25 protein-coding genes are annotated in these 25,694 nt (G+C 64.0%); 11 read left to right on the top strand and 14 right to left on the bottom strand.

From position 1 onward, the window contains the following. Nucleotides 1-37 precede the first annotated feature (37 nt). From GC162_02870 to GC162_02850, 5 genes are all read left to right on the top strand, one after another. A complete protein-coding gene (locus GC162_02870; protein MBI1367577.1) occupies nucleotides 38-268 on the top strand; it encodes a DUF433 domain-containing protein in 231 nt (76 codons plus the stop codon). Beyond that, nucleotides 265-651: a hypothetical protein gene (locus GC162_02865; protein MBI1367576.1), complete on the top strand. Its 387-nt coding sequence runs from the start codon at nucleotides 265-267 to the stop codon at nucleotides 649-651. The genes GC162_02870 and GC162_02865 overlap by 4 nt, the downstream gene beginning before the upstream one ends. Before the next feature lie 146 nt (nucleotides 652-797). Further along, a complete protein-coding gene (locus GC162_02860) occupies nucleotides 798-1,715 on the top strand; it encodes an AAA domain-containing protein (protein MBI1367575.1) in 918 nt (305 codons plus the stop codon). Between the two features lie 144 nt (nucleotides 1,716-1,859). Then, a complete protein-coding gene (locus GC162_02855) occupies nucleotides 1,860-3,131 on the top strand; it encodes a DUF58 domain-containing protein (GenBank protein ID MBI1367574.1) in 1,272 nt (423 codons plus the stop codon). Further along, entirely contained in the window at nucleotides 3,131-5,068 is a 1,938-nt protein-coding gene (locus GC162_02850; GenBank protein ID MBI1367573.1) for a hypothetical protein, read from the top strand. Before GC162_02855 ends, GC162_02850 begins: the two co-directional genes overlap by 1 nt. A gap of 41 nt (nucleotides 5,069-5,109) precedes the next feature. Here GC162_02850 and GC162_02845 read toward each other — a convergent pair whose 3' ends face one another. From GC162_02845 to GC162_02825, 5 genes are read right to left on the bottom strand one after another with little or no spacing between them, the layout of a single operon-like run. Then, nucleotides 5,110-5,937, bottom strand: a complete 828-nt coding sequence (locus GC162_02845; GenBank protein MBI1367572.1) for a prepilin-type N-terminal cleavage/methylation domain-containing protein — start codon at nucleotides 5,935-5,937, stop codon at nucleotides 5,110-5,112. A 19-nt stretch (nucleotides 5,938-5,956) separates the two neighbouring features. Continuing rightward, entirely contained in the window at nucleotides 5,957-6,838 is an 882-nt protein-coding gene (locus GC162_02840; GenBank protein ID MBI1367571.1) for a PEP-CTERM sorting domain-containing protein, read from the bottom strand. Nucleotides 6,839-6,893: 55 nt separating this feature from the next. Then, nucleotides 6,894-7,820 carry a PEP-CTERM sorting domain-containing protein gene (locus GC162_02835; GenBank protein ID MBI1367570.1) on the bottom strand — a complete coding sequence of 309 codons (927 nt, stop codon included), beginning with the start codon at nucleotides 7,818-7,820 and terminating at the stop codon, nucleotides 6,894-6,896. A gap of 11 nt (nucleotides 7,821-7,831) precedes the next feature. Further along, a complete protein-coding gene (locus GC162_02830) occupies nucleotides 7,832-9,475 on the bottom strand; it encodes a hypothetical protein (protein MBI1367569.1) in 1,644 nt (547 codons plus the stop codon). Continuing rightward, nucleotides 9,472-10,044, bottom strand: coding sequence for a sigma-70 family RNA polymerase sigma factor (locus GC162_02825; GenBank protein ID MBI1367568.1), 573 nt, complete (start codon nucleotides 10,042-10,044; stop codon nucleotides 9,472-9,474). The genes GC162_02830 and GC162_02825 overlap by 4 nt, the downstream gene beginning before the upstream one ends. 328 nt (nucleotides 10,045-10,372) lie before the next feature. Here GC162_02825 and GC162_02820 point away from each other — a divergent pair, with 328 nt between their 5' ends. Genes GC162_02820 through GC162_02810 form a run of 3 tightly spaced genes read left to right on the top strand, consistent with a single transcriptional unit; the run spans nucleotide 10,373 to nucleotide 16,066 of the window. Then, complete coding sequence (locus tag GC162_02820; GenBank protein ID MBI1367567.1) at nucleotides 10,373-14,212, top strand: hypothetical protein; 3,840 nt, start codon at nucleotides 10,373-10,375, stop codon at nucleotides 14,210-14,212. Between the two features lie 40 nt (nucleotides 14,213-14,252). Further along, complete coding sequence (locus tag GC162_02815; protein MBI1367566.1) at nucleotides 14,253-15,287, top strand: LOG family protein; 1,035 nt, start codon at nucleotides 14,253-14,255, stop codon at nucleotides 15,285-15,287. A 59-nt stretch (nucleotides 15,288-15,346) separates the two neighbouring features. Continuing rightward, nucleotides 15,347-16,066, top strand: a complete 720-nt coding sequence (locus GC162_02810; GenBank protein MBI1367565.1) for a GDSL family lipase — start codon at nucleotides 15,347-15,349, stop codon at nucleotides 16,064-16,066. Between the two features lie 17 nt (nucleotides 16,067-16,083). On the opposite strand, the gene GC162_02805 is transcribed toward GC162_02810, so the two are convergent. Then, nucleotides 16,084-16,557, bottom strand: coding sequence for a deacylase (locus GC162_02805; GenBank protein ID MBI1367564.1), 474 nt, complete (start codon nucleotides 16,555-16,557; stop codon nucleotides 16,084-16,086). Nucleotides 16,558-16,715: 158 nt separating this feature from the next. Between GC162_02805 and GC162_02800 the strand changes: the two genes are divergently transcribed. Further along, on the top strand, nucleotides 16,716-17,264 hold the full coding sequence (locus GC162_02800) for a glycine cleavage system protein R (GenBank protein MBI1367563.1): 549 nt from the start codon (nucleotides 16,716-16,718) through the stop codon (nucleotides 17,262-17,264). Nucleotides 17,265-17,294: 30 nt separating this feature from the next. Here the strand turns inward: GC162_02800 and GC162_02795 are convergent, their stop codons facing one another. Further along, nucleotides 17,295-18,227, bottom strand: a complete 933-nt coding sequence (locus GC162_02795; GenBank protein MBI1367562.1) for a pseudouridine synthase — start codon at nucleotides 18,225-18,227, stop codon at nucleotides 17,295-17,297. 218 nt (nucleotides 18,228-18,445) lie between these two features. Continuing rightward, nucleotides 18,446-18,862, bottom strand: a complete 417-nt coding sequence (gene vsr / locus GC162_02790) for a DNA mismatch endonuclease Vsr (GenBank protein MBI1367561.1) — start codon at nucleotides 18,860-18,862, stop codon at nucleotides 18,446-18,448. A gap of 71 nt (nucleotides 18,863-18,933) precedes the next feature. On the opposite strand from vsr, the gene GC162_02785 reads away from it, so the two are divergent. Continuing rightward, on the top strand, nucleotides 18,934-19,263 hold the full coding sequence (locus GC162_02785) for a hypothetical protein (GenBank protein MBI1367560.1): 330 nt from the start codon (nucleotides 18,934-18,936) through the stop codon (nucleotides 19,261-19,263). 58 nt (nucleotides 19,264-19,321) lie between these two features. Here the strand turns inward: GC162_02785 and GC162_02780 are convergent, their stop codons facing one another. The 3 genes from GC162_02780 to GC162_02770 form a co-directional block, all read right to left on the bottom strand. Beyond that, nucleotides 19,322-20,359: a DUF4928 domain-containing protein gene (locus GC162_02780; protein MBI1367559.1), complete on the bottom strand. Its 1,038-nt coding sequence runs from the start codon at nucleotides 20,357-20,359 to the stop codon at nucleotides 19,322-19,324. Further along, nucleotides 20,263-21,438, bottom strand: a complete 1,176-nt coding sequence (dcm, locus tag GC162_02775) for a DNA (cytosine-5-)-methyltransferase (GenBank protein MBI1367558.1) — start codon at nucleotides 21,436-21,438, stop codon at nucleotides 20,263-20,265. Before dcm ends, GC162_02780 begins: the two co-directional genes overlap by 97 nt. 134 nt (nucleotides 21,439-21,572) lie before the next feature. Further along, nucleotides 21,573-22,391: a DNRLRE domain-containing protein gene (locus GC162_02770; GenBank protein ID MBI1367557.1), complete on the bottom strand. Its 819-nt coding sequence runs from the start codon at nucleotides 22,389-22,391 to the stop codon at nucleotides 21,573-21,575. A 325-nt stretch (nucleotides 22,392-22,716) separates the two neighbouring features. On the opposite strand from GC162_02770, the gene aqpZ reads away from it, so the two are divergent. Further along, entirely contained in the window at nucleotides 22,717-23,442 is a 726-nt protein-coding gene (aqpZ, locus tag GC162_02765; GenBank protein MBI1367556.1) for an aquaporin Z, read from the top strand. A 13-nt stretch (nucleotides 23,443-23,455) separates the two neighbouring features. Here aqpZ and GC162_02760 read toward each other — a convergent pair whose 3' ends face one another. The 3 genes from GC162_02760 to GC162_02750 form a co-directional block, all read right to left on the bottom strand. After that, entirely contained in the window at nucleotides 23,456-24,292 is an 837-nt protein-coding gene (locus GC162_02760; protein ID MBI1367555.1) for a hypothetical protein, read from the bottom strand. Nucleotides 24,293-24,526: 234 nt separating this feature from the next. Continuing rightward, complete coding sequence (locus GC162_02755) at nucleotides 24,527-24,991, bottom strand: thioredoxin fold domain-containing protein (protein ID MBI1367554.1); 465 nt, start codon at nucleotides 24,989-24,991, stop codon at nucleotides 24,527-24,529. Between the two features lie 63 nt (nucleotides 24,992-25,054). Further along, nucleotides 25,055-25,687, bottom strand: coding sequence for a DUF1080 domain-containing protein (locus GC162_02750; GenBank protein MBI1367553.1), 633 nt, complete (start codon nucleotides 25,685-25,687; stop codon nucleotides 25,055-25,057). Between the last annotated feature and the right edge of the window lie 7 nt (nucleotides 25,688-25,694).

The raw sequence follows: 25,694 nt of genomic DNA, 5'->3' as shown, positions 1-25,694 counted from the left end.
GTTCCCCGGTTCCGCGGCCTATACTTCCGTGACGCCCATGTACGACCGCATCATCTCCAACCCGGCCATCCTCGGCGGCAAACCGTGCATTCAAGGCACGCGCCTCAGCGTCGAGATGATCGTCGAACTGCTCGCCACCGGCGCGACCATCGACGACCTCCTGCGCCAATACCCGCAACTCGACCGCGCCGCCGTGCAACAGGCGATGCAGTACGCCGCCCGATTCCTGCGCAACGAAGTGAACATCACCGCGGAGATCGATCGTTGAGACTCGAAGCGTTCGGGCTCGTCGCGGATGAAAATATCCCGCGAGCGCTTGTCGCGCAGCTTCGCACATCGGGATACGACATCGTCAGCGTGACCGAAATCGGTTTGGCGGGTGCGGACGACCAATCTGTTCTTGAACGCGCCCATACCGAGCGGCGGGTGGTGCTCACACATGACAGCGACTTCGGAACGATGGCGATTGCCGGTCGCATTCCATTTACCGGGATCGTCTATCTGCGGCCGGGCCATCTGAGCCCGGCCTTCACGATCGCGACGTGGAACACCTTGATCGGGTTATCCGTGGAGTTGATCGAGCCGTTCATTGTCGTGGCCGAACGAGCGGAGCAACAGGTCCGTGTGCGTGTCCGTTCGTTGGCGGAATAGGTGATGGCTCGGACGGATCATTCTTTTGCAACCTCACGAACGCATCGGCGGGCCGTCTCGTATAAAATGCGATTATGAACCACGGCCCGATTCCGTCTACGGTCGCTTCCGCCGGCTCGAGCGAGTCCTCCCTCAATCCCGGTGCGATCGTTGAGCGTGTCCGGGCGAATCTCCGCTCGGTGATCCGCGGCAAGGACGACCGCATTGATCTGCTGCTCGCGGCCTTGCTGGCACAGGGGCACGTGCTCATCGAAGACCTGCCGGGGCTGGGCAAGACGACGCTCGCCAAGGCGCTGGCGCTGAGTCTGGATGCGATGTTCCGCCGGGTGCAGTTCACGCCGGACCTTTTGCCGACCGATGTGCTCGGCGGGTCGGTCTACAACAGCACCGAGGGTTCGTTCGCCTTCCACAAAGGCCCGATTTTCACGAACATTCTGCTCGCCGACGAGATCAACCGCGCTTCGCCGCGCACGCAGTCGAGTCTCTTGGAGGCGATGGGCGAGAACCAGGCGACGATCGAAGGCGTGCGACATGCGCTGCCGACGCCGTTCATGGTCATCGCCACGCAGAACCCCATTGAGTTTCACGGCACGTACCCGCTGCCCGAAGCGCAGCTCGATCGGTTCCTCGTGCACATGGACCTGGACTACGCCGACGCGGACACGGAGCGGATGATTCTTTTCGATCAGCAGCGTGAGCACCCGCTCAACGCGCTGACGCCGGTCGTGGAGTGCCAGGCGGTCGAGCGGTTGCAGGCGAAGGTGCGGCAGGTGCATGTGGCCCAGGAAATCGGCCGGTACATCGTCGAACTGGTTCGCGCGACGCGGGGCCATCCGCAGGTGCAGATGGGCGCGAGCCCGCGCGGGGCGCTGGGGCTTTTCCGCATGGCGCAGGCGACGGCGCTGATGGCGGGGCGCGACCATGTCGTGCCCGACGATGTGCAGCAGACGGCCGGCCCGGTGCTGGCGCATCGCATGATGCTCGAAACCAAGGCGCGTTACGGCGGGGCGGACAAGAAGGCCGTCATCGCCGAAGTGATCGAAAAAACGCGCGTGCCGACCTAATCGCCCTCTCCCTTGAGGGAGAGGGTTGGGTGAGGGTGGATCGTATCAGGCGTGATGCGACCGCATGGATGCGGAACATGAATTGACTGATACGTCTCACCCTCCCCCGGCCCCTCCCTCAAGGGAGGGGTGACGAGAGTGACCATGTTCGTGACACGCGAAGGATTCAAGCAGGCGTGGCGGGAGCTGACGCGGCCGCCGGATTGGGCGCGGCACCGGATGCTGTCGCTCACGTCGCACATGTGGCGCGAGCGCTTCACGCGACCCGGCCGTTACGTGCTCATCGGCGCGGTCGCCACGGGCATCGCCGGCTCGTTCCCCGGCAAGATGGTCGGCGCGTACGCGTTCAGCTTCTTCTTCTCGCTGCTCGCGCTGTCGATGATCCTCTCGATGCTCACGCGGGTGCGGATGGACTGCAAGCGTCTCATGCCCGAGCGCTGCGTGGCGGGGTCGTCGGTGACGATGACGATTCGCGTGACGAATCCGACGCGCCGGCCGATGTTCGATGTCGGGGCATACGAGTTTCGTCTGCCCATGCGGGTCGAGGTCGAGGACGATCCGCAGTACGTCGATCGCATCGAGCCGGGCGCGGGGCATGACTTTCAGTACGCCGTGCGCGTCGATCGGCGGGGCAGCTACCTGCTCAACGGGCCGACGGGGCTTGCGGCGTTTCCGTTCGGCCTCACGCAGTCCAAGCGCTTTTTCGCTCAGCCGCATCGGCTCATCGTGTATCCGTCGTTTACGCGGCTCAGTCAGTTTTCGATTCCCGCCGGCCTGCGCTATCAGCCGGGCGGGCTGGCGCTGGCGAGCCGCGTGGGCGAGTCGATGGAGTTCGTCGGCACGCGCGAGTATCAGACGGGCGACCGCATCCGCGATCTGCATCAGCGGAGCTGGGCCCGCGTGGGCATGCCGGTCGTCAAGCAGTTCGAGCAGGAGTTCCTGACGCGCATGGCGATGCTCGTCGACACGCGCCCGCCGCGGCGATGGAGCACGGCGGCGCTGGAGTCGAATCTGTCGATGGCCGCCGCCGTCGCCGACTACCTCGCGCGGCAGGAGTACGTCATCGACCTTTTCGCGGCGGGGCCTCAGCTTTTCCAGTTTCAGGCCGGGCGATCGCTGGCGTACCTCGACAACATCCTCGACATCCTCGCGTGCATCGAGCGATGCGACGAGGACCCGATCGAAGTGATCGGCCCGGCGTTCAGCGAAGAGCTTCGGTCCACGTCGACCGTCATCCTGCTGCTGCTTTCATGGGACGAAAAGCGCGCCAAGTTCATCGAGCAGATTCACGACGCCGGCGTGCAGACGCGCACGATCCTCATCAGCGATGACAAGGCGCAGACGAAGGCGGCGACGGCGGCGGGCTGCACGTGCTTGTCCATTCTCGACGTGCAGCGCGGCGTGGAGGTGCTCTGATGAAAACCGAGCCGCGCAGTCCCTGGGTCATCGGCCTGCTGTGCATCCTCGCCACGCTCGCGCTGGGGTCCAGCGGGCATCTGACCGTCGCGCCATTGATCATCGCCGCCCTCATCGGCGCGAACCTCGTGTTCGGCCGGCCGACCATGCCGCGCCCGCGATCCCTGCTGGCGTTCGTCATGCTCATTCCCTTCGGCCTGTGGTACCGCTCGTACGGATCGGCGGAGGAGAGCAACAGCTATGTGCCGGTGACTTTTCTGTACATGGTCGGGCTGTACATGATGGCGCTGGCGGCGCATCACGTTCTGTCGATCCGGCACGGGGGGAGCCGGGACTACGCGCTGGCGTGCGCGGTGATGGGGATGGGCATGGCGGGGACGGCGGCGCGGAACGTGTGGTACCTGCCGCTTTTGGCGATGTTCATTCCGCTTCTGCTCTGGCACCTGCGTGAAGAGCTTTTCATGCGGCACTGGTCGGACTGGCGGCGCGCGCCGCTGGGGCGGCTCGGGCTGGCGCTGGGCATCCTCGCGACGATGGTGTTGTCCGTGCAGTTCTACGTCGTCGATCAGATTCCGCGCTTAAACGAATGGGCGGTGCAGCAGCTTCTGCGCGGCGGGTCGCGCGGATCGGTGGGCTTTGATCGCAAGACGGACCTGAACACGATCTCGGGCATCTGGGGCGCGGCCAACGATCCGACGGAGCAGGAGATCATGGTGCGCGTCTTCGCCGAGCACAAGCCCGATCCGTACCTGCGCGGGGCGGTGTACGATCGGTATTACGACGGGGCATGGCGCATCATCGACGAGCGCCAACCGCTCTTCCCCAGCGGCACGTATCTGGGCCGGCGCATTTTCAACACGCTCTCCGCCGATTCGGAGGACTACGAAGCGACGGTGTACCCGGATCGCCAGTTCTCCGACACGTTCTTTTTGCCGCTGGGCGTGCACAAGGTGGCGAGCTTCGCCGACCGGGCGCGCTACGGGTCGGCGTACACGATCCGCCCGACGCGCGGATCGAGCACCGGCGGGTACTGTTACTTCGGTCAGACGGCCATGATGCCCGGGCCGACCGATGCGGACCTGCATCTGCCGTCGAACATCGAAGACGACCTGGTGAAGATCGCGCATCAGATCATGCACACGGATCGTTCGCCCGCTCAGAACGCCGCGGACCTCGCCGCGTATTTCAAGCAGAACTTCACCTATCAGCGCGGCATGAAGCGGACGAATCTCGACAAGGATCCGGTGCTCGAGTTTCTGGAGGATGAGCACAAGGGGCACTGCGAATATTTCGCCACGGCGTCGACGCTGCTGCTGCGCGCGATGGGCATCCCGGCTCGATATGTCACGGGTTTCGTCGCCGACGAGGAGGGGCTTGAAGGCATCTGGCTGGCGCGTCGGAAGGATGCGCATGCGTGGGTGGAGGCGTATCTGGGACCACAGGCGGGATGGACGGTGGTGGAGACGACGCCGCCGTCGGCCCGGCCGGCGACGAAGCCGCTCGATACGTCGGCGCGGCTCAGTGAATGGGTCGGCGTCGAGTGGGACCGGATCATGCAGCTCATGCTGCATGGCGGATTCAAGGCGCTGATGCTGGCGATCTGGGACTGGCTCGTGGCGCTGCCGCAGCGCGTGCCGATCTGGGCGTGGCTGATGATGATCGCGGCGGGCGTGGCGTGGGTGTTCCGTGAGGATTTGCGGACGGCGATGGGGCGAGGCCGGGGCGCGCCGATTCCGCCGCATGTGGTGCGACTCCGGGCGCAGCTCGCGCAGGCGGAGAGGAAGCTGGCGCGACATGGGGTGATCCGCCCGCCGGGCATGACGGTGGGGCGGTATCTGCAAATGGTGCGAGCGCACGAACCGTTGCCGGACGCGCTGCGTCGCGAGGCGATGGCGCTGCTCGATGAGTATCAGCGCGAAAGGTTCCGGGCGCATTGATCGAAGGAGGCGGGGGGACTGAAGTCCCCCGCCCTGGAAGATCATGGGTTCCAGCGCCAGTTGTCGTTCATCTGTTCGGAGCCCAGCCCGGCGGTCAGGGCTTCAGCGTGGGCGTCGTAAAAGAGCGTGTTGCACAGGCCGTGGTCTTTGTCGTTGTAGAAGTGGCGCCAGGCGATGGCCCAGTTGTTGGCGGGCGTGATGAAATCGGTGTCGGGATTGAGGCGGTAGTTGTAGCGTCCGCCGAGTGTCGGGTCGGACCAGTTGGAGTCCATCATGTAGATGATGTCGCCGGGGCGTTTGATCTCGACGCGCTTCAGACCGCGGACGACTTTTGACGACTGCTCCACGCCGTACGCGTCCCACCAACCGGCGATGCCGACCGGACTCATCCCGTAGCTCAGGTCCAGCCGGTAATACCCGTTGGGGTCCAGCGCGCCGGGGAGGGCGTACTTGTTGGTCTTCTCGCTGACGCCGGCGGGGTGATCGAGGACCCACCGGGCGTCGGGACAGATGAGCCCGCGCGGCGCGTTGTAGTAGTATCCCTGCGACGCGGGGGCCATGCCCATGATCTTCACGAACGCGGGATTGTGATACCACTCGTAGCGGTTGCCCGGCGAGCCGGTGCTCGACGGCGACGACTGGGGCAGGAGCCAGTCGCGGTTCTCCGCGGCGTAGATGTTGGCGGCGATGCCGAACTGTTTGAGGTTGGCGGCGCAGACGATCATGCGCGACGTCGCCCGCGCCTTGTTGAGCGAAGGCAGCAGAATGGCGATCAGCAGCGCGATGATCGTCACGACGACGAGCAGTTCGATCAATGTGAAGGCATGTCTGCGCATGGGGCGTTTCCGGGAAAGCTCAGGGAGGGCCATCCCTGAGTTTTCGTCTGTGTCATCGCTTGCGGCGCACGAGCGCCAGACCCATAAGGCCCATCAGCGCCGCGCTCGACGGTTCGGGAATGACGGTCAGGAACTGGTTGGTGGCGAGCACCGTGTCGCTGAGCCGCACTTCATCGACCCACCCGTCGAACGCGCGTCCTGCGATGTGGCCCACTTCAAAGAACCCGGCGTCGTAGATGAGGTTGAACGTCGTCGTGCCCGAGCCGACCAGGTTGTAGTCGGCGTAGATCTTGAACGCGCGGGTGCTGCCATCGTAGGTCAGCGCGATGTGATGCCAGAGTCCGTCCTCGATGAAGAATGAGCTCACGACGCTCTGATTGTATCCGGGGGGATTGCCGGCTCCGGAGCCGGTCTGCGTGTCGAAACGGGCGCGGAGCTTGCCGGTGTTGTCGATGTCGAGCTGCCATGTGTCGCCGCCGTCGACGCTGCGCTCCTTGCCCATGATGCCGGCGAAGTCGATGTGATGATCGACTTTGACGAAGGCCTCGGCGGTGAAGCTCGCCGGGCGCATCAGCGTGCTGTCGGCGACATGGACGACACTGGCGCTGTGGCCATTGACGGCGGGGAGATTGCCGTTGGTGAGCTTGAGCGAGGTGGTGTTGGCGGCATTGATGATGGACCCGCCGATGCCGTCGCGCACGAAGGGAATGGGCACGTCATTGTTGAACTTGGGCTTACCGGACCCTTCGCTGACGCCCGTGCCGTCGACGGTCGGGCTGTTGGTCTGCGAGACGAGCGTGTTGGCGTCATTGGGCGCGCTGCCGTCGTCGAATTGCCAGTAGCCGATCGTCGCGGCGGGAGCGAGCGACGCGGCGAAGGTCAGGCAGGTCACGGTCAATGCGGCGGACACGAGTTTGTTCATGCGGCTGGACATTTCAATCTCCAGAAAACGAGTACGGGTTTCTCATTCCAGGTTCGGGTTCAGCACATCACGCGCGGCGGCGGCGCATCAGCGCCAGGCCCGACACGCCGAGCATCGCGAAGCTGGTCGGCTCGGGGACGATCGTCAGAAACTGATTGGGCGTCAGCAGCGTGTCGGAAATGCGGACTTCGTCGAGCCAGCCGTCCAGCGCGCGTCCGCCGGCGTTGGCGCCGAAGAACAGACTGTTGCTGTCAAAGTGCATGACGCCCGAATCGCTCAGGACCGCGGAGCCGACCTGCGTGTAGTCGCCGAAGAGCGTCACGGTGCGTGTGGAGGCGTTGTAGGTCATGGCGAAGTGATGCCAGAGTCCATCTTCGAGATTGAAGTTGGAGGTGATGCTCTGATTGAACGCGCCGTCGCCGGAGCCGGCATCGGGGTAGACGGTGTTGGAGTCGACGCGGACGCGGAGCTTGCCGGTGTTGTTGGTGTCGATTTCCCAGCTTGAGTTATTGCCGTTGCGTGCCTTGCCGACGAGGGTGGCGAAGTTGACGTTGCTTTCGATGCGGACGAAGCCCTCGACGGTGAACGAGCCGGTGATGTTGAAGAAATTGCCGCCGGGGTCGGCGACGTTGGCGTATCCGCCGTTGCTCGATCCGGAGAATCCGCCGTCGATCGGGAAGGGGGCGTCGGGGTTGTTGAACTTGAGCGAGGCGGAGTCGGCGGCGTTGATGATCGTGCCGTTGACCCCGTCGCGCACGAAGGCGAGCGGTACGGAGGCGTCATGCACGGGCAGCGCGCCGGTGGTGCCGTTGGCGTGCGCCGTGGCGTCCATGGTGGGGCTGTTGACTTCGGAGACGAGCGTGCCGGCGTTGTTGCCGGGGGCCTTGTCATCGAATGTCCAGTAGCCGACCGTCGAGGCGCGGCCGAGGGAAGCGAGCGAAAGGACCAGTGCGAGCGTGACAGCGATGGCGATGCTACGTTGGGGCACAAACATGGTCGTCTCCTTCAAGGGTTATCTCGTTGCTCCGTTTGCGACTCGTGATCGATCGGGACCGCCGCGGGGGGGACGCCCCGGGCCAGTTCCGCGATGGCTTTGTCATTGAGGGCGCTGCGGAAGAGCGTCACTTCGTCGAGCAGGCCGGCGAAGGGGCGAGCGCCCGCGGTGTTTTGTGCGCCGATGACCAGTGCGTGTCCGCCATCGATGCCTTCGCCGCGCAAGAGCGTCTGCGACGCGGCGCGTCGGCCGTCCACATAAAGTTCGATGCGATCGGTGCGCCAGACGATCGCCAGATGATGCCATTGATCGTCGAGCACGTCGGGCGTGCGCACCAGGCACTGATTGAACATCGCCGTCGAGTCATTGCGGACGTACACGCCGCTCGTCATTTCGCTCTGCGTCAGGGCCCAGCCGGCGTTGCCGTTGCCGCCTCCGCCGAGCTTCGAGACGATGTGCGCGTAGCCGAGGTTGTTGCGGGCGGTGGGCTGCATCGCCGGATCGCTCTTGATCCACAGCGAAAGCGTCATCGCCTCGCCCGCCAGATCGGGCGTGTGATCGATCGTGACATACTCGGCCGCGCTCCGTCCGTCGAGCTTGAGCGAGCGCCCCGCGCCGATGACCGGCGGGACATCGCTCGCATAGGTCACCTCGCCGACCGCCCGCCCCGCGTGTTCGCCCGCCTCGTCGGCGTCATTGTCAAAGTCGAAGCTCAGCGCCATCACCAGATCGCGCCGCCGCTGATTCATCGCCCGCCGCGCGGTCATGTTCAGCGGATTGAACGCCAACCGCTCCGCCGGCGGCGGCAGCGTCGTGGTCGGTGTGGCCAGTCGCCCGAACAGGCCGGGGTTCACATCAATGCTCGTCATCGCCGCCGCCGCGCCGTTGACCCGCACGGCCTGACCGGCGGTGAGTTTCATCGACGGGTGCGCCGCGTCGAACTGCACATCGACGCGACCGGCGAAAACGTGCACCTGCCCCGTCGCCGGCGACGCCGGATCGATCCACACGCCGAATTCCGTCCCGCGGTCGATGACCTCGAAGCCCGGGGCGGCGAGCGTGAATCCGCGCGCCGGCTCGGGGACCCAGGCGCTCAGCCGCCCGTAGTCCAGATGCGCGTGATTCTCGCCGTCGATTCGGAATCGGGCCGGGCCTTCGACCGTCACGACCGCCCGGCTCGCGAGCATGAGCTGCACGGTTCCCGCGCGGAGCGTCCGCACCGAATCGTCCAGCGACTCGCCCAGCACCGGTTGCGATGCCTCGTCCCATTGGGCCCCGCTCATGTCCGTGATCAGCGCCGTCGTCGCGGGCGCTTCATGCTTGGCGACCGGTCCGGCGCTCCCGCCCGTCGACGTCAGCCATGCATACAAGCCCAGCGAAATCGTCAGCAGCACGATCGCCGCCGCGGCGTACCAGCGGCGCGACGATTCGGGGGCGACCCGGTTGTGGGCCGGGCGCTTGGACAGGCGCGCCGCCGCCGGCGCGACCGCCGTGCGCAGCTCCCAATGAAGCTGCGCGTGAATGTCCAGGTACTGCACGAACTGCTTCTTCGCCGCGTCGTCGGCTTCGAGCATCGACTCCAGCGCCGTCCGCTGCCCGGGCGTGATCGCACCGGCGATGAGCGCATCGGCGAGTTCGAACAATGTTGCGCTCATGCCGAACCCTCCCGGGCGTCGAGCGTGCGATTGATGCACTCATGCAGCGCCCGGCGAATGCGGCCCAGCAGCTTGTACAGCGCATTGGCGCTCATCCCCGACTGCTCCGCCACGTGCGCGATCGGCTCGCTCGCCTCGTAGCACCGTTCGAGCAGACGGCGCTGCGCTTCGTCGAGTTTGCTGATGCAGTGCGTCAATGCCGCGCGGCGGTCCTCCAGTTCGTCCTCGCTGGCGAGGCGCACCGCCGCCACCTGGTCCATCACCTTGTCGCTCAGATGAATGTTGCGATCGCCCTTGTAGGTGCGGAAGAAGTTGCGGATGTGGTTATGCGCGATGGCGCAGGCCCAGGGGACGAACGGGCGGGCGGCGTCGTACTCGCGCCACAGTTGCCAGAGCGTCAGCGAGGTCTGCTGAAAAAGCTCCTCCGCCTCGGTGCGGTTGGGCACGAGCGTGAGGATGTATCGGTAGACGCGGTTCTGATCGCGCACGTACCGCTCGACGAACAGGGCGTGCTGTTGCGTGTCCGCATCGTTCATGTTGCCGTTCTGGCCGGACGTGTGCATTTTCAAGGCCTCACCTATAGGTTGTAAGCCCGCCGGCGTTTCGGCCGCGCTTCAGGCAGATTTTTTCCATGCGGTAGCATAGGTTGAAATTAAGTGTCTTATTCATTGGGGTTTACATCGTAATGCACGAACAGGGCGGGCCCGATAATGTCACCGCGTCCGGGAAAGTCGCGGGTTGGGTTCGAAGGCGTCCGATACATGAAATGGCGGCGGTGAGACCCCGCGAATGGGCCTCAAACGAAGGATTTTTCGTGACTGGTTCATTGGGCTGGTCAATAATGAAGATTGTCGATCGTGGTGGGAGGCAGCCCCATCGACCAGGGAGGTCCGTGGCTTGTTGATGCGGAAACATCTGCACGGCCGATTCGCGCGACCGCGGCGGTGGCGCACGTGGGTGACGCTCATCCTTGTCACGTTCGGCGCCGTCTTCGTCGGCGGATACTGCTGGCTGTCGCGCCCGCAGCGCATCGCCATGTACGCCGGTCAGCTTCTGACCGCCATGACCGGGGCGGACTGCCACATCGACTCGGCGGACTTCTCCTTGGACGGGACGATCGACGTGCGCGGTCTGCGGCTGACCGTGCCGGGCATGACCGATCGCGGGGCGGAGCTTTTCAGCGCGGAGCAGACGCTCTTGCGCATCGATCCGTGGGCGCTCTTGCAGGGCAAGTTCGAAGCGCAGCAGATGATCCTGATGAAGCCGACGCTCTCGCTCACGCAGGTCAGCGAGGACACGTTCAACTTCGAGCTTCTGCGGAAATTCAAGCAGGCCAAGCCCACGGGCAAAATGCCCAAGCTGCCGCGCGTGTATGTGCGCGACGGGCGGGTGGCGTACGGCGAGTACTACAACGGGAAGTATCAGTCGTGGGGCCTCGATGTGGCGGGCCGGCTCAACCCCGATGTCGATCAGGCGGGGCTTTACCACTTTGAGCTTTACAAGCTCGCCGACGCCAGCGGGCAGGTCGTGACGGAAGGGCCCGATAGGGCTGACAGTCCGGCGCTGCGCGGGCGGTTCGATCTGGACAAGCTCGAAGTGGCGGTTCAGCTTGAGGGCACGGCCTTCGTGAACCCGCATCAGACGGTCATGCCGCGGCAGATTCGAAAATGGTGGGAGATGTTCGAGCCGTCGGGACCGATTCCCAATATCAGCTTCGACTACGACGAAAAGACCGGCCCCCGCGCGGACGTGCATTTTGAGAACATCGCCCTGACGCTCCCGCAGCTCGGCACCGAGGGCTACCGCGCCCGCATGACCGACGTCTCCGGCACGTTCCACTTCGACAATCAGAAGGTCATCGTCGAAGACCTCGTCGGCACGATCGAAGGGCTCCAGTACCGCATCAACGGGCAGCTTAACGGCTACTCGAAGGACGCGCCGTTCACGCTCGCTCTGGAAACGCGCCCGTTCCGTATTCCCGAGAAGCCGGTGTATCTGGTGGCGATGCCGCCGCAGGTTCTGCGGATTTTCCAGATGCTCTCGCCGGTGGGCTGGATGCGCGTCTCACTCAAGCTCGAGCGCTCCGAGAGCGGCGGGAAGATCGCCTATGACGGGCTTTCGAAGATTCTCACCGGGCGAGAACTCGTGCAGGAGCTTTACCCCGCCGGGACGCTCAAGCCGGCGGATCTGACGCTGCTCGATCCGAACAACCCGGCGTACGACAGTCACGGCCACTTTGAGAAATTCCCCTACGAATTGACGCACTGCCGCGGGCTCATCACCTTTAACTCCCAGCAGATCGAGGTCAAACAGCTCACCGGCGACACGCCCGGCGGCGGTCACGCCACGATCACCGGCATCATCGGCCCGCCCTCCGCAGACGCCGCCATCAACCTGACCGTCACCGCCGTCAACATTCCTTTTGACCGCGAGCTGCGCGACGCCCTGCCCGACAAATCCTCCGACGGGTTTGACATGTTCTTCAATGAGCCGGCCTATCAGCGCCTGCTCGCCGAAGGTCATTTCGTCACCAGCGCCCAGCACGCCGTCGACGATCAGGCCCGCGACCGCATCGCCCGCAGGATCGCCGATCTGGGCGACACGGACGCGGAGCAGACGGCGGAATTGAAGCGCGATCTGGATGAGGTCGACAAGCGCCTCGCGCTGCCGGTGTACGATCTGGGCGGGCGCGGAAACGCCATCGTCAAAGTCACCCGCCCATTCGGGCCCCGGCACAAAATGTCGATGGACATGTCCGTCGAGATGACGGAAGCGAACGTCGTGTTCGAGTATTTTCCGTATCCGATCCGCGTGCGGGAGGGCCGGCTGATCATCACGCCGACGCTCATCACCTTCGATCACTTTTCCGCGGAGGGCTTGCACGGGGGCATGGGCGGGCTCGTGGGTGATGTGGAGCGCGGCAGCGAGGCGAACGGACACCGCATCGTGCCGAAGATGCGTCTGACGGCGGCGGGATTGCCGCTGGACGATCTGCTTTTCGCCGCCATTCCCAAGCCGCAGGACCAATGGCTTCGCCGCATGCGGCTGGGCGGGAAGGTCGACGTGGCGGGGCGGATTCTCCGCAACGATGAGGACAAGATCGACATCGACATGCAGGTCGACGTCGCCGACGTCACCGCCGCGCCCGGCAGCGGACAGTACAAGCTTTCCGACATCAACGGCATGCTCAAGCTCGCGCTGCACGGCATGACGATCGATCACCTGACCGCGCATCACGACGACGGCACGGTCGAACTGCGCGGCTCGGCGCAGTGGCCCAGCGCCGATGCGTCACGCATGGACATGACCGCATCGGTGCGCGGCTTGAAGTTCGAGGATCCCGTGCTTGACCTGATCAGCCCCGTGGTCGAAACCCCCAAGGCGCTCAACGATTTCTGGGCGACGATCAAGCCGGCGGGACGCTTCGACGGCGAAGTGACCTATCGCACCGAAGCGGGCAAGCCCAACGATTACCGGCTGGAGCTGCGCCCGTCATCGCTGAGCTTCGACTTTCATGATCAGCGCGTCGCACTGACGAAGACGACCGGGCGGCTCATCGTGACGCCCCAGCTTGTCGAAATCGACGCGCTGGAGGGCGACTTCGACGCGGGCGAGTTCAACCTTAGCGGACACGTTAAGATCAATACGGTCACGACCGAAAGCGATCTGAAGCTGCGGCTCAAGGGCGATCGGGTGACATCGACGGTCCGGGCGCTGGCGCCGCCGATGGTGATGGATGTCATCGACGGGCTCAAGATCGCGGGGCGGTACGACCTGAATTTGTCGCGGCTGCACTATCAGCCCGGCGCGACGGAGGGGAACAGTCTCGAAGCGGCCGGCGAGCTGACGCTTTCGGATGCGTCGATGCAATTGGGTGTGCCCATCACGCACTTCGACGGCTCGCTGGCGATCGACGCGCACACGGCGCACGACGCACGCTGGCCCACGGTCAACCTCGGGCTTGCCGCCAAGCAGCTCAACGCCGCCGGCCGGGCCATCGGCGATCTGACGCTGGCGATGGCCAACAAGGACGGCGGGGAGCAGATCGCGATCCCGCAGCTTCGCGCGACCTGCGGCGAAGGGCAGCTCGGCGGCAGCGGATGGTTCAACATGGCGCGCGGCGGATATCAGTTCCAGCTCATGCTCTCTGAAGCCAATCTCGCCGACCTCGTCACCGAGCCGGCGACCCCCGCGCCCGACGGCACGGCGGCGAAACCGATGGCGGGTCGCTTGTCGGCGTCGCTGTCGCTGGAAGGTTCGTGGCGCGATGCGACGCGCCTGCGCGGACGCGGCGAGCTGATGGTGCGCGATGCGGAGTTGTACGGCCTGCCGCTGGCGGTGGGCATCCTCAAGGTGTCGCACCTGGCGCTGCCGGTCAACGATCCGTTCCAGCAGGCGCTGGTGAGCTACTACGTGCGCGACGGGCGATTCGTCTTCGAACGCATCGATCTGGCTTCGCCGACGATGCGGCTCGCCGGGTCGGGCATGATGCAGTATCCGTCGGGCGTGCTGGACCTGTCGCTGACGAGCTCCAATCCCAAGGGCCTCAAGCTCGGGCCGTTCACCGAACTCGTCGACGGGTTCCGCAATCAGCTCATGACCCTGCACATCACGGGCTCGATCGACCGCCCGCAAACGAAGGTCGAGCAATTCAGCGGCGTGGCCAAGGCGTGGCGCGACGTGTTCGGCGAGGAGAGCCCGGCCAACGGCGACGCCGCCGTCCCCACCACGCCCTGACGTTCTTGCAGTTTCCTTCACCATCCCATTGAATATCCCCATGAAGCAGTCTTCGCGCGATCCTGATGTTTTGAACAAACTCGATGAACTCCTCCGTCTCTTCGGAGCCGACCCCGACGCCATGTCCGGTCAGCTCGTGCGCGAGATCATGCAGTCCGCCCTGCGCCTCATCGGCGACGAGGCCCACACCGGCGAACTGAAGCTCATTTCCCGCTCGCTGCGCGAATTGCGTTACGCCATGACCGTGTTCCGTCCGTACACGGGGCAGCGGAAGATTTCGATATTCGGCTCGGCGCGCACGCCATTCGATCATCACGACTACGACGCCTGCCGCCGCTTCGCCCGCGCCATGGCCGAGCACGAATGGATGATCATCACCGGCGCCGGCGACGGCATCATGCGGGCCGGTCACGAAGGCGCCGGCCGGGACAAATCGTTCGGCGTCTCCATCCGTCTGCCCTTTGAAACCAACGCCAACGACATCATCGCCGGCGATGACAAGCTGGTGACCTTCCGCTACTTCTTCACGCGCAAGCTCATGTTCGTCTCGCAGGCCGACGCGCTGGCGCTCTTCCCCGGCGGGTTCGGCACGCTCGACGAGGCCTTCGAAGTCATCACGCTGATCCAGACCGGCAAGGCGCCGATCATTCCCGTCGTCATGGTCGAGCCGCCGGAGAGCGACTACTTCGCGCATCTGGATGTGTACATCCGTGACACGCTTCTGGCGCGGAAACTCATCAGCCCCGAAGACCTGCATCTGTACCATCTTTTCAACGACCCGATCGCCGCGGCGCAGCATGTCGTCGAGTTCTACCGCAACTATCATTCGTCGCGCTATGTGGGCGATCAGTTCGTCATCCGCATGCGTCATGCGCTCGATCCTACGCACCTGGAGCAGCTCAACGCGGAATTCGGCGACCTGGTGGCGTCGGGCCGCATCGAACAGACGGGCGCGCTGGAGGGCGAGTCGGTGGAGACGGCGTTGCCCCGGCTGAGTTTCCACTTCGTCCGCCGCAAATTCGGCCGGCTCCGACTGCTCATCGACCGCATCAACCAGTTCGCGCCGGGAGCGTGAATTGACGGCTCGTTCGCGCCGCCGGTATGCTCATGCGACCCCCTTCAAGGAGCAATCGCATGTTGAATCGGACGCGGATGCGCATGGCGTTTCTGGTATTGGTCGGATCGATGGCGGCGGCGGTCATTGCGGAGGACGCCAAGAACTCCGCCATCGTGCCGGCGCCGCGCGATGCGAAGTGGATGGCCCGGCACGAGTCGTTCAACGCCCGCGTCAAGCAGGGCAACGTCGACATGCTCATGATCGGCGATTCGATCACGCACGGCTGGGAAGGCGGCGGGCGCGAAATATGGGCCAAGTACTACGCGCCGCGGCATGCCGTCAACCTCGGCATCGGCGGCGACCGCACGCAACATGTCCTTTGGCGCCTTCAGAACGGCAACATCGAAGGCATCTCCCCCAAGCTCGCCGTCATCATGATCGGGACCAACAACGCCCGCGACAACACGCCGGAGCAGACGGCTGAGGGTGTGACGGCGATTGTGAATCTGCTGCGGGAGAAACTGCCGAACACGAAGATATTGCTGCTGGCGATTTTCCCGCGCGGGGCGAATAACGAGGACGGGCTTCGCAAGAAGAACGAAGCGGTCAACGCCATCATCGCCAAGCTCGATGACGGGAAGATGATTCACTACCTGAACATCAACGACAAGTTCCTCGGAGCCGACGGCACGCTCTCGAAGGAGATCATGCCCGACCTGCTGCACCCCAACGGCAAGGGCTATCAGATCTGGGCGGACGCCATCGAGCCGAGCGTCAAGGAACTGATGGGCGAGTGAACCGGGCGGGCGATGCGTCAGGCGCCGGCGTGCGAGGCGACGTGCACGACCCGCGGTTCGACAAGCCGCTCGAAATCCGCGTAATACATGCGGATCAGCTCCGTGTGCGAACCGGCGTTGAAGACGATCTCCGTGTCGTCGGTCAGACTGGCCGCGACATAGACGGGCAGGCCGTAGAGGTTGCCGAACGGGGGCATCGCACCGACTTCGCAGTTGGGGAAGCGCTCCGCGAATTCCGATTCGTCCGCGAGGGCCAGATGCTCCGCGCCGGTGGCCTGGCGCAGCAATTCGAAGTCGATGCGCATCGGGGCGGGGAGCACGACCATCGCCATCCTGCCGTCCACTTTGATGACGACCGTCTTGGCCAGCTCGCGCCCGCACACGTGCGCGCGGGCGGCGACCTGCTGCGCGGTGTAAGCGGGGGAGTGGCTGATCGTGACGTACTTGATGTTGTGCTGATCGAGAAACGACTTGAGCTGATTGGTGGGCATGACGGCCTCCGTGAGCTGAGCGTTGCACGGATGACGCGGCACGCGCCGGTCGCCTGCCGCGACCTTGTCTGATCCTAGCGCGACGCACGCCACGAGTCCCGGCGAATTGAACGATACGCGGATATACTGCCCTCATCATCACACGCGAGGAGGCCCGCATGCCCACGACGCTCGTACTGACCCTCATCGGCCCCGATCGCCCCGGCCTCGTCGAAGCCCTCTCCCGCACCATCGCCGCACATGAAGGCAACTGGCTCGAAAGCCGCATGGCCCGAATGGCCGGGAAATTCACCGGGATTCTGCGCGTCCATGTCCCCGCGCCGCAGGTCGACGCGCTCACCGTCGCGCTCAAGGCCCTTGCCGCCGGCGGACTGCGCGTCAGCGTCGACACCGGCGACGATCAGCCCGCCGCCGTCGCCCCCGCGCCCGACGCTCGCACCATGCATCTCGAACTCCTCGGGCAGGACCGCCCCGGTATCGTCCGGCAGATCGCCGCCGCCCTCGCCTCCCGCGGCGTCAACGTCGAAGAACTCGCCACGCAATGCCTCAGCGCCCCGATGACCGGCGAAACCCTTTTCAAATGCACCGCCCGCCTCGAAATCCCCGCCTCCGTCACCACCGCTGAACTCCACGACGCCCTCGAAAAAATTGCCGATGAACTCATGGTCGACCTGACCCTCGGCGAAAACGCGACGGCGCAGTCGTGAATGATTGCTGAGCCGCAAGCGGCTTGTCGTTCACAGCCGCTTCTCCGCCGCCTTTGCGACGCGGCGGAGCATGTTCACTTCGATATTCGTTAACGCCCGCCATCCGCCGACGGCGACCCCCTTCAAATTGAGCGGGCCCAGTGCCGTCCGCTTGAGCCGCTTCACCTTGAAACCGAGCCGCGCAAGCATCCGGCGAATCTCGCGATTGCGGCCTTCGCGCAGCGTGATCGTCAACCGTGTCCGTTCACGATCGCGCGCCTTCACGTCGATCGACTCCGCCGACGCCTTGACCGTCTGCCCCGTCCGGTCCGCCAGATGAATCCCCCGCCGCAGTTTCTCCACCTGATCCGCCTCCAGCAGGCCGTTGATCGTGACTTCGTACGTCTTGGCGATCTCGTAGCGCGGATGGGTCAGGTGATTGGCCAGATCGCCGTCATCGGTGAGCAGCACCAGCCCGGTCGAGTCGGCGTCGAGCCGGCCCACGCAAAAGAGCCGCTTGTCGTGCGGCACCAGATCGACGATCCGCCGCCGGCCCAGCTCGTCGCTGTTGGTGCAGATGACGCCGCTCGGCTTGTTGATCATCAGATACAGATGCGACGCCCGCCGCGGTTTCGCCAGCGGCACGCCGTCGATCGTGATCTTGTCCTCGTTGGGATCGACAAACACCGGCTTGAAATCGATGACGCGCCCGTTGACCGTCACCCGCCGCTCATCGATCATCGCCTCGCAAGCCCGCCGCGACCCGACCCCCGCATCCGCCAGCGCCTTATGCAGCCGCACCCCCCGCGACGCATCCCGCAACGGATCATCCGAAGCCCGCCCCGCCCGCTTGTTTCGTGATTGACGTTTCATCGGGGGCCAGTGTAGCCCCGCCGCCCCCCATTGTCCCGCCCGCTCCTCACATTCCCAAACCCCCGCGCACCGGCGCACCCGCCCCCGCCAACCCGCCCGTGCCCGCCTCATCGTTCATATCCCCGCATCATCCTCGCTTTACGCGCGCACCGCCGAGGCACTGCGCGCCCGGTGCGCACAGCCCGCCCGATTTCCCGCCGCCCGACCCCGCTCCATCGCTCAAAAACCCCGCCGCTCTTCCATCTCCGACCCCGCCTGCCCGCCCCGTGCGCGCTTCGGTCACGCCCATGCGCGTTTTGCGACGCGCCTGTGCGGAATCCGTCGCCGGTTCACCGTTCCATGAACCTGACAATCCGCCGCGCGAGCCCCGCCCGCTTCCCCGCCGCCGTCTGACACTCCCACACAATCATCACGCGCCATCCCATCCGCCGCAGCCGCCGCACATGCGCCGCGTCCCGCTCGACGTTCCGCTCCAGCTTGCGCCGCCAATACGCCCGATTCGCCGCCGGCCGCCTACCCCCGCGCCGGCACCCATGCTGATGCCAGAAACACCCATGCACGAAAATCACCTTCCCCCGCCCCGCAAACACCAAATCCGGCCTCCCCGGCAACTCCCCCCGATATAGCCGATACCGATACCCCATCCCATGCACCAACCGCCGGACAATGATCTCCGGCTTCGTGTCCTTCCCCTTCACCGAAGCCATCACGCGCGATCGCTCGGCTTTGCTGAATACGTCGGCCATACCCGCACTGTACCGATTTTGGAAGCATTCGCGCGCCTCGGTACTTTAAGGCGAACCACAAGGAGCGAACCTTGACCAAGCGCGAACTCAAGGCGTTGAAGAAACACTATCGCGAATGGAGTGGAGGATTCTCCCCCGAGAGCGACCACGCGATCACGGTCTATCTTGACTACGCCGTTTCGGTTGAACTCGATCGTGATGAAGCGGAGGCCGCATTGTGGGAGTGGTTGGAAGCCGACGATCCCGACAGCGATCTGCCGCCGTGGGACCGCATGGAATCCGCGGTAGAGTTCTACAGCTTCGAGAACATGCGAAAGTTTCGACGGAGACTCAAAGACCGCGAGCGCCGTCTGAATCGGCATGTTCGCGAGTGGCTACTGTCGCAAGGATTCATCGTCTGATTCGATAAGTCCGACCTCACCTCTGGTGTCGACGCTCTAGATTTCGAGCCATTACATGTTAACGCACGTCAACGCGAATCCCCGGTGTCCCGAGATTCGACACCCAACGCTCGTTGTAAAGCGCGAATAACGCCCGAAGCTGCTTCGCCTTTCCCTTTGTCGTAAACTCTCCCAATTCCGAAACATTCTGGCCGACGAACGCCTCCACCGAAGTTGTCACAACGCGGCGCACGTCGACACCCTCGGTATACTCCAACTCTTTTGACCAAGTGCCGACGCGATCCATCCGAGTTATCAACCAGATCTCCTTTTCGGAATCCTCAAGCGATTCGCAAACTTGAGTCAGATGCTTTTCGTCGGGCAATCCCAGCGCAATTTCAATTACCGTGTTGTCAATCTCAAAATCGCCCAGCCGCGCATTGGGATCGTTCCGCGATTTTCGATCACCCTTGTTCGCGGGCGCAAGCGGCAACTTTCTCCCGAAACGCAATTCGAGTTTGGCGGCAACCAAGTACTGTGCAACCTCACCCGCCTTACCCTTCTCGTCCGCTTGCTTGATGACGTCCTTGACGACGGCGACCGCGCTCCGACCGCTTATCCTCGCCACCAATGGCTCTTGCTCGAGGATCGCCCGAAGCCGAGCGGCGAATGGCTGTTGCAATGACCGGATACAGTTTTCGCGTTCCCTCGAATTCATCGTCTCGAAGTTGGTGGCTCGAACAATCTCCAGCAACGGCGCTCCCCACTCGCCGAGATTCGACGAACGACGACCGTGAATCTTGTTGATTGGGGCAAGATCAAAATGAGCGTGGGCCTTTTTGCCGAAAGTCTCATGCGACGCAAGGCCGCTGCTACCTTTTGCCGCAAGATGCGCACCTAATTCAAGAGTCGGGTCGTCGAAAAGTCGCTCCAGTAACGCCATCGCGGCCTGCAAGCGTGCGGGCACCGGCCGATTCGACTGAAGCATGAACCGCGCGATCAAGTCATCAATGGCGTCGCTCATGCAACCCCTCGAAATAGAGCGAGCGGCGATTGCAATTCCATCGCCACCTCGGTTAGATACCGGCGAACGATCCAGGCGATCGTTGGAACACATACGGCATCACCGAAACCAAATAACGCTTGGTTGAGCCGCACGTCAATCGTGTAGCTATCAGGAACGCCTTGAAGCCGAGCGCACTCGCGCGCCGTCAATAGACGAACTTGGTAGCGACGCTGTCCCGCTTTCAGCAAGATTTGCCGTCCACTGCCGCCGCGCGGCGTGCGCAGGCAACCAGCGATGCCGTCGGTGCGGAGTTCGGCCATGCTCTTGCCGTTTCGCACGCGGCGGAAGGCGGTGGCGTAGCTGATCGATTTGCGCCCGATCATGAGCTTCGCTTGGACTTCATGCCGGGGACTGAGTTGATTCATGAAGTATTCGGTGCGCTGGCTGTTCCACCAGTGCGGATCATCGTCGGGGAGGTCTTCGAGGATGTCTTCGAGACGGTGCTTCCGCTTGGGCAGGCGAGGCAGATCGCGGATGTCCCAGCGGATGTTCTGGTGCGTATTGATGAACTTGACTAGCGCTTCTGGCCGGGCGTTCGTGTTCATGGCGACGGGATTCCGATCGGAACCATCATCGCGCTTCGCCACAACAAACAATCTGGCGCGGCTCTGCGGAACCCAGTGGACCGCGTTGAGGATGAAGGCGTCGACGGTGTAGTCAAGTTCATTGAGTGCGAGCAGCGCTTTTTCAAAGTCTTTGCCGCCGTTGCTCATCAGGAACCCGACGACGTTTTCTAGCATCACGACCGGCGGCCGATTGTCGCCTTTGAGTTCAAGCAGGCGGATCAGGCCCCAGAAGGCGGAGGATTCCTTGCCCGCCAATCCCGCCCACGCGCCGGCGATGGACAGGTCGTTGCAGGGGAACGACGCGGTGTAGAGGTCGCAGTCGGGGATCGTGTCGGGGTCGATTTCGTGGATGTCGCCGAGGTGGAAGTGGTCGTCGCCGAAGTTGTCGACGTACATTTTCCGCTTATCGGGGTCGATATCGTTGGCGTAGACGACTTTCCAGTCGCCGGTTTTTTCGAGGGCGAGGCGGACGAGGCCGATGCCGGCGAAGAATTCGGCGGCGCGGAAGACGCGCTTGGCGCGGGGCTTGCGGGAACGTGATTTCCGCGCGGGTTTGCTCGGCATCCGTGCGTTGCTCCTTTGAATGGATGAATCATAACAGGATGGAACGCGCGGGTGAAGTTTTGCGGGGGATGATGTTCGTCGGACGGACAACAAGGCGGTCCCCCGGCGGAGCCGGGGGCTTTGGGGTGGAATGATCAGTTGCGTTTGCGGCGGGTTGTCAGGAGGGTCAGCAGGGAGAGGCCGGCGGGGAGGGCGGCGGGGGCAGGGATGGTGAGGGTGAGGGTGGGGGCGGCGAAGGTGGTGTTTTCTTTGGAGGCGAAGCCGAGGTTGTTGGCGGAGTTGCCGGCGTTGCGGCGGAGGATGAGGGTGACGAGGCCATCGGTGTCGGCTCGGAGGAAGTTGACGAGTGCGGCGCTGGAGACGTTGACGGTGGCGCCGACGGCGACGCCGGTGCCGATGTTGAAGGAGGCGAGTTGGACGGCGTTGGCGGTCAGGCCGTTGCCGCCGGTGTTGTTGGCGGGGGCGTTGTTCCAGGTGATTTCACCGGCGGGGGAGTTGTCGGTGCCGCCGTTGCCCTCGACCCAGTTTTGTCCGGAGGCGGAGTCGATGAGTCCCCAGAGTTCGACGGGGATGGTTTGAAGGGTGCTGCCGCCGGCGTCGTGACTGGTGACGACGAGGGAGAGTTGGGCGTTGAGGATGGCACTGACGTTGACGGAGGAGAGGTCGAATCGGGTGTAGATTTTACGGGTGGTGCTTGCGGCGCCGGAGTCTTTGACGAGGAGCGTAGTGGAGGAGCCGTTGTTGGTGGTGGGGTTGCCGAACTGGACGTAGGCGTCGGCGCCGTTGCCGTCGGCGGTGGTGATGGGGACATTGATGATGTCGGCGGGCGCGGACGCGGCGGCGGCGGCGAAAGCGATGGCGATGACAACGACGGACCATTGGCGGGTGGTGTTCATAATCCAACTCCAGGTTGTAAAAAGTTCGCTCGGATTTGGCGTGATGTCTCCAAGCATCACGCTGCCTTCAACGCTTCAATATAGTGGAAAAGACGGTGCGGGGGGAAGCATTTTTTTGAGATTTTATGAAGCGATCGGGAGGATAGGCGTTTGAGAGCACTTCATGAATTCAACCACGGTGACACCAACGTCGCCAAGGAATGCGCTTGTTGCGGATCGCGCCCGAATTTGGGGCCACCCTCACCCCGGCCCTCTCCCGGGGGGAGAGGGGGTTCGGGGGCCTTTGATTGACAGAACGCGCCGGGGGGATGATTATTCGGTGTGTTGGTTGGGGTGTTACATATTCCATTTCTCCGGTCCATTCGGGCCAAGCGAGGTTTTTATGCCGATCTCGAGACGGTGCATGGCGGAGTTCATCGGGACGTTCTGGCTGGTGTTCGGCGGGTGCGGGAGCGCGGTGCTGGCGGCGATGTTCGAGGGCCGCAGCGGCGGGGCGGTGTTCAACCTGGGCATCGGGTTCGTCGGCGTGGCGCTGGCGTTCGGGCTCACGGTGCTGACGATGGCGTATGCGATCGGGCACATCTCCGGTTGTCATCTGAATCCGGCGGTGACGTTGGGCCTCGTGGCGGGCGGACGCTTCAAGGCGGCCGACGCGATTGCGTACATCATCGCGCAGGTGCTCGGCGGGATCGCGGCGGCGGGCGTGCTGTACGTCATCGCATCAGGGCGCGAGGGCTTCTCGCTGGCGGGGGGATTCGCGAGCAACGGATATGCGGAACATTCGCCGGGGCATTTTTCGATGGCGGCGTGCCTCGTGTCGGAGATCACGCTGACGTGTTTCTTTCTGCTCATCATTCATGGCGCGACGGATCGGCGGGCGACGCCGGAGCTTGCCCCGGTGGCGATCGGGTTGGGGCTGACGCTGATTCATTTGATCGGGATTCCGGTGACGAATCTGTCGGTGAACCCCGCGCGATCGACGGGGCCGGCGGTGTTCGTGCAGGGCTGGGCGATGGCGCAGTTGTGGTTATTTTGGGTCGCACCGATCGCCGGGGGGATTCTGGGCGGATTGATTTACCGCATGTGCTTCGAGAGCGCGGAGGGATGAACGTGGCACGCGCTTAACGAAGCGCTCCCCTTCGGGTCGCGGCTAAACGGGGGGCGCGTCGGCTCATCATCGCGGCGGCGGGGAGCAGCATGGCGAGGGATGCGGGCATGGGGATGGTGTCGGTGACAGGGGCGGTGTAGTCGAGGCCGGATGCGCCGGTGGCGTCGGCATCACGGACGAGGACGCCGTTGTCATCGCGTGCTTCGGCGAGTCCTCCCCAGAGGATGGTGTTGCCGAGGTTGACTTTGGCGAAGCCGGCTTCGCCGTCGAAACCGCCGGCGTCGATGTTGGCGGTGACGGAGATCTGGAAGGGTTCGCCGAAGACGATATCGACGGGGTCGATGGTGAAGGTTCCGAACCCGTCGCCGGAGGGCGCGTCGCCGCTGAAGGAGAAGGTGGAGAGCTGTCGCTGGACGCCGTTGACGAACATGTTGAGGATGTAGTTGGCTTGTCCATCGCCGGAGGTGGTCATCGAGCCGTGGACGGTGATGTTGAAGGCGAAAGTTCCGGGGGTTCCGTTGGCGACGGTGGGGGAGGTGACGGTGAGTTGATCGGTCCAGCCGGCGGTGACGCCGGTGTTGAGGAAGTTGCCGGCGCCGCCGCCGGGCGCGGGGTTCGCGCCCCAGGATTTCTGTCCGAAGAGTTTGATGAGTCCGAAGTCGGCGACGTAGGTTCCGCCGGCCTGGGCGTCGCTGATCGGGCCGGTCGGGGAGGACTGGCCTTGTGCGGGGAGCAGTCCGCTGGCGTCACTGGATCGGAAGCTGCCGAAGACGTTCGTGGCGATGGCGACGGCTTGCGCGGCGGTCGCGGTCGCCAGGAGCGCGGCGGCGGCGAGGAGCATGCAGGTCACGCGACGCATCCCGACACGACGATCACGATGGAACGCATTCATCACGCAAATCTCCCGATGAGGCGAATGGCAAATTTCCGAGCAAGCGATCCGACCACGAAATTGACGGCGTTTAATTTAATCCGGCGTCGATGGATTTGCAATCAAATTGTCCGTTTCCGGCGAGCGAGAGCGCAAAAAAGCGGGCGATCCGAAGACCGCCCGCGGGGGTGCGAAGTTTATAAAGCCCCGTGACTAATTCTTCGCGGGGGCGGGAATCATCTTTTCGACATTGGCGATCCACGGCTTGGGCCCGCCTTTTTCGTAGCCGGTCTGCCCGAGCACTTTGCCGTCGGCGTCGAGGAGCAGGACAGTGGGGTAGCCGTCGATCTTGTACTTCTTGGCGAGGCGATGGTTCTGCTGCTTCGTCTCGGCGGTCTGCGGTTTGGACTGCGGGAAGTCAAGCTTGAGGAGGATCACATGCTCGGCGGCCCATGTGGTGAACTCTTCCTTGCTGAAGACTTCCTTGTCGAGGCGTTTGCACCAGATGCACCAGTCGGAGCCGGTGAAGTCGGCGAGGATCGGCTTGCCGGTCTTCTGTGCCTGTGCCTGCGCGTCGGCGAACGACTCGGTCCAACCTTCGGCATGTGCGGCGACGGCGCTGCATACGACGAACAGGGCGACCACGATCGCGCGGGCGTTCTTCAGAGTTCTCGGCATGACGACTTCCTTTCAGTGGGGGAGAATCGGCGGGGCGGGGGACGCCTCGCTCAATTGTACGCCTCACTCGGCGGGAAGTTCCTTGATCTTGATATTGCGGAACCAGATCGGGGCGCCGGCGTGCTTGCCTTGGAGGCCGATGTGGCCTTCGAGAGGGAGTGTGGCGAACGGCTTGGGCAGCCACTTGGGGATTTCCGACCCGTCGGGGTTTTTCGAGCCGTCGGTCCACTTGGTCATGTCCATCGTCGTGACGAGGTCGCCGTTGAGCATGACCCAGATCATGCGGCCTTTGCAGGTGATGGTGTAGTGGTTCCACTCGCCGGGCTTTTTGACGGCGCTGTGCGTCGGGGCGAGGTGACCGAAGATGGCGGCGCACTGCCAGGTCTTGGCGGCCTTGGACCATTCCTCGGAGTAGTCGTCGGCGATCTGGATTTCGACGGAGTTGGGGATCCAGTTCTTCGTGTCGGAGCAGTGCACGACGACGCCGGAGTTGGTGCCGTCGGCGGTTTTGAATTCCAGGTCGAGGATGAAATCCTTGTAGGTCTTCTTGGTGAAGATGTTCTGATCGGCGCTGGCGGTGAGCTCGCCATCGGCGACGGTCCAGATGCCTTCGGGATAGGTCGCGTTGGAGAGGTCGGATGTGAAGAGGTTTTCCCAACCGGTGGTGTCGGGATGCGACTTGGGCGGGAGGTCCATCTTCTCA

It is taken from the genome of Planctomycetota bacterium (genome assembly GCA_016125255.1).
Classification (GTDB): domain Bacteria; phylum Planctomycetota; class Phycisphaerae; order Phycisphaerales; family Zrk34; genus RI-421.
This window is presented reverse-complemented; position numbering and strand designations above follow the sequence as displayed.

Coding starts and splice junctions, on each gene's coding strand:
- GC162_02830 (MBI1367569.1), bottom strand. CDS start 9,475: ATGAGCGCAACATTGTTCGAACTCGCCGATGCGCTCATCGCCGGTGCG.
- GC162_02815 (MBI1367566.1), top strand. CDS start 14,253: ATGAAGCAGTCTTCGCGCGATCCTGATGTTTTGAACAAACTCGATGAA.
- GC162_02810 (MBI1367565.1), top strand. CDS start 15,347: ATGTTGAATCGGACGCGGATGCGCATGGCGTTTCTGGTATTGGTCGGA.
- GC162_02850 (MBI1367573.1), top strand. CDS start 3,131: ATGAAAACCGAGCCGCGCAGTCCCTGGGTCATCGGCCTGCTGTGCATC.
- GC162_02800 (MBI1367563.1), top strand. CDS start 16,716: ATGCCCACGACGCTCGTACTGACCCTCATCGGCCCCGATCGCCCCGGC.
- GC162_02870 (MBI1367577.1), top strand. CDS start 38: ATGTACGACCGCATCATCTCCAACCCGGCCATCCTCGGCGGCAAACCG.
- GC162_02795 (MBI1367562.1), bottom strand. CDS start 18,227: ATGAGGCGGGCACGGGCGGGTTGGCGGGGGCGGGTGCGCCGGTGCGCG.
- GC162_02770 (MBI1367557.1), bottom strand. CDS start 22,391: ATGCTTGGAGACATCACGCCAAATCCGAGCGAACTTTTTACAACCTGG.
- GC162_02755 (MBI1367554.1), bottom strand. CDS start 24,991: ATGCCGAGAACTCTGAAGAACGCCCGCGCGATCGTGGTCGCCCTGTTC.
- GC162_02845 (MBI1367572.1), bottom strand. CDS start 5,937: ATGGCCCTCCCTGAGCTTTCCCGGAAACGCCCCATGCGCAGACATGCC.
- aqpZ (MBI1367556.1), top strand. CDS start 22,717: ATGCCGATCTCGAGACGGTGCATGGCGGAGTTCATCGGGACGTTCTGG.
- GC162_02840 (MBI1367571.1), bottom strand. CDS start 6,838: ATGTCCAGCCGCATGAACAAACTCGTGTCCGCCGCATTGACCGTGACC.
- GC162_02750 (MBI1367553.1), bottom strand. CDS start 25,687: ATGGACCTCCCGCCCAAGTCGCATCCCGACACCACCGGTTGGGAAAAC.
- GC162_02780 (MBI1367559.1), bottom strand. CDS start 20,359: ATGTGTTCCAACGATCGCCTGGATCGTTCGCCGGTATCTAACCGAGGT.
- GC162_02855 (MBI1367574.1), top strand. CDS start 1,860: ATGTTCGTGACACGCGAAGGATTCAAGCAGGCGTGGCGGGAGCTGACG.
- vsr (MBI1367561.1), bottom strand. CDS start 18,862: ATGGCCGACGTATTCAGCAAAGCCGAGCGATCGCGCGTGATGGCTTCG.
- GC162_02805 (MBI1367564.1), bottom strand. CDS start 16,557: ATGCCCACCAATCAGCTCAAGTCGTTTCTCGATCAGCACAACATCAAG.
- GC162_02835 (MBI1367570.1), bottom strand. CDS start 7,820: ATGTTTGTGCCCCAACGTAGCATCGCCATCGCTGTCACGCTCGCACTG.
- dcm (MBI1367558.1), bottom strand. CDS start 21,438: ATGCCGAGCAAACCCGCGCGGAAATCACGTTCCCGCAAGCCCCGCGCC.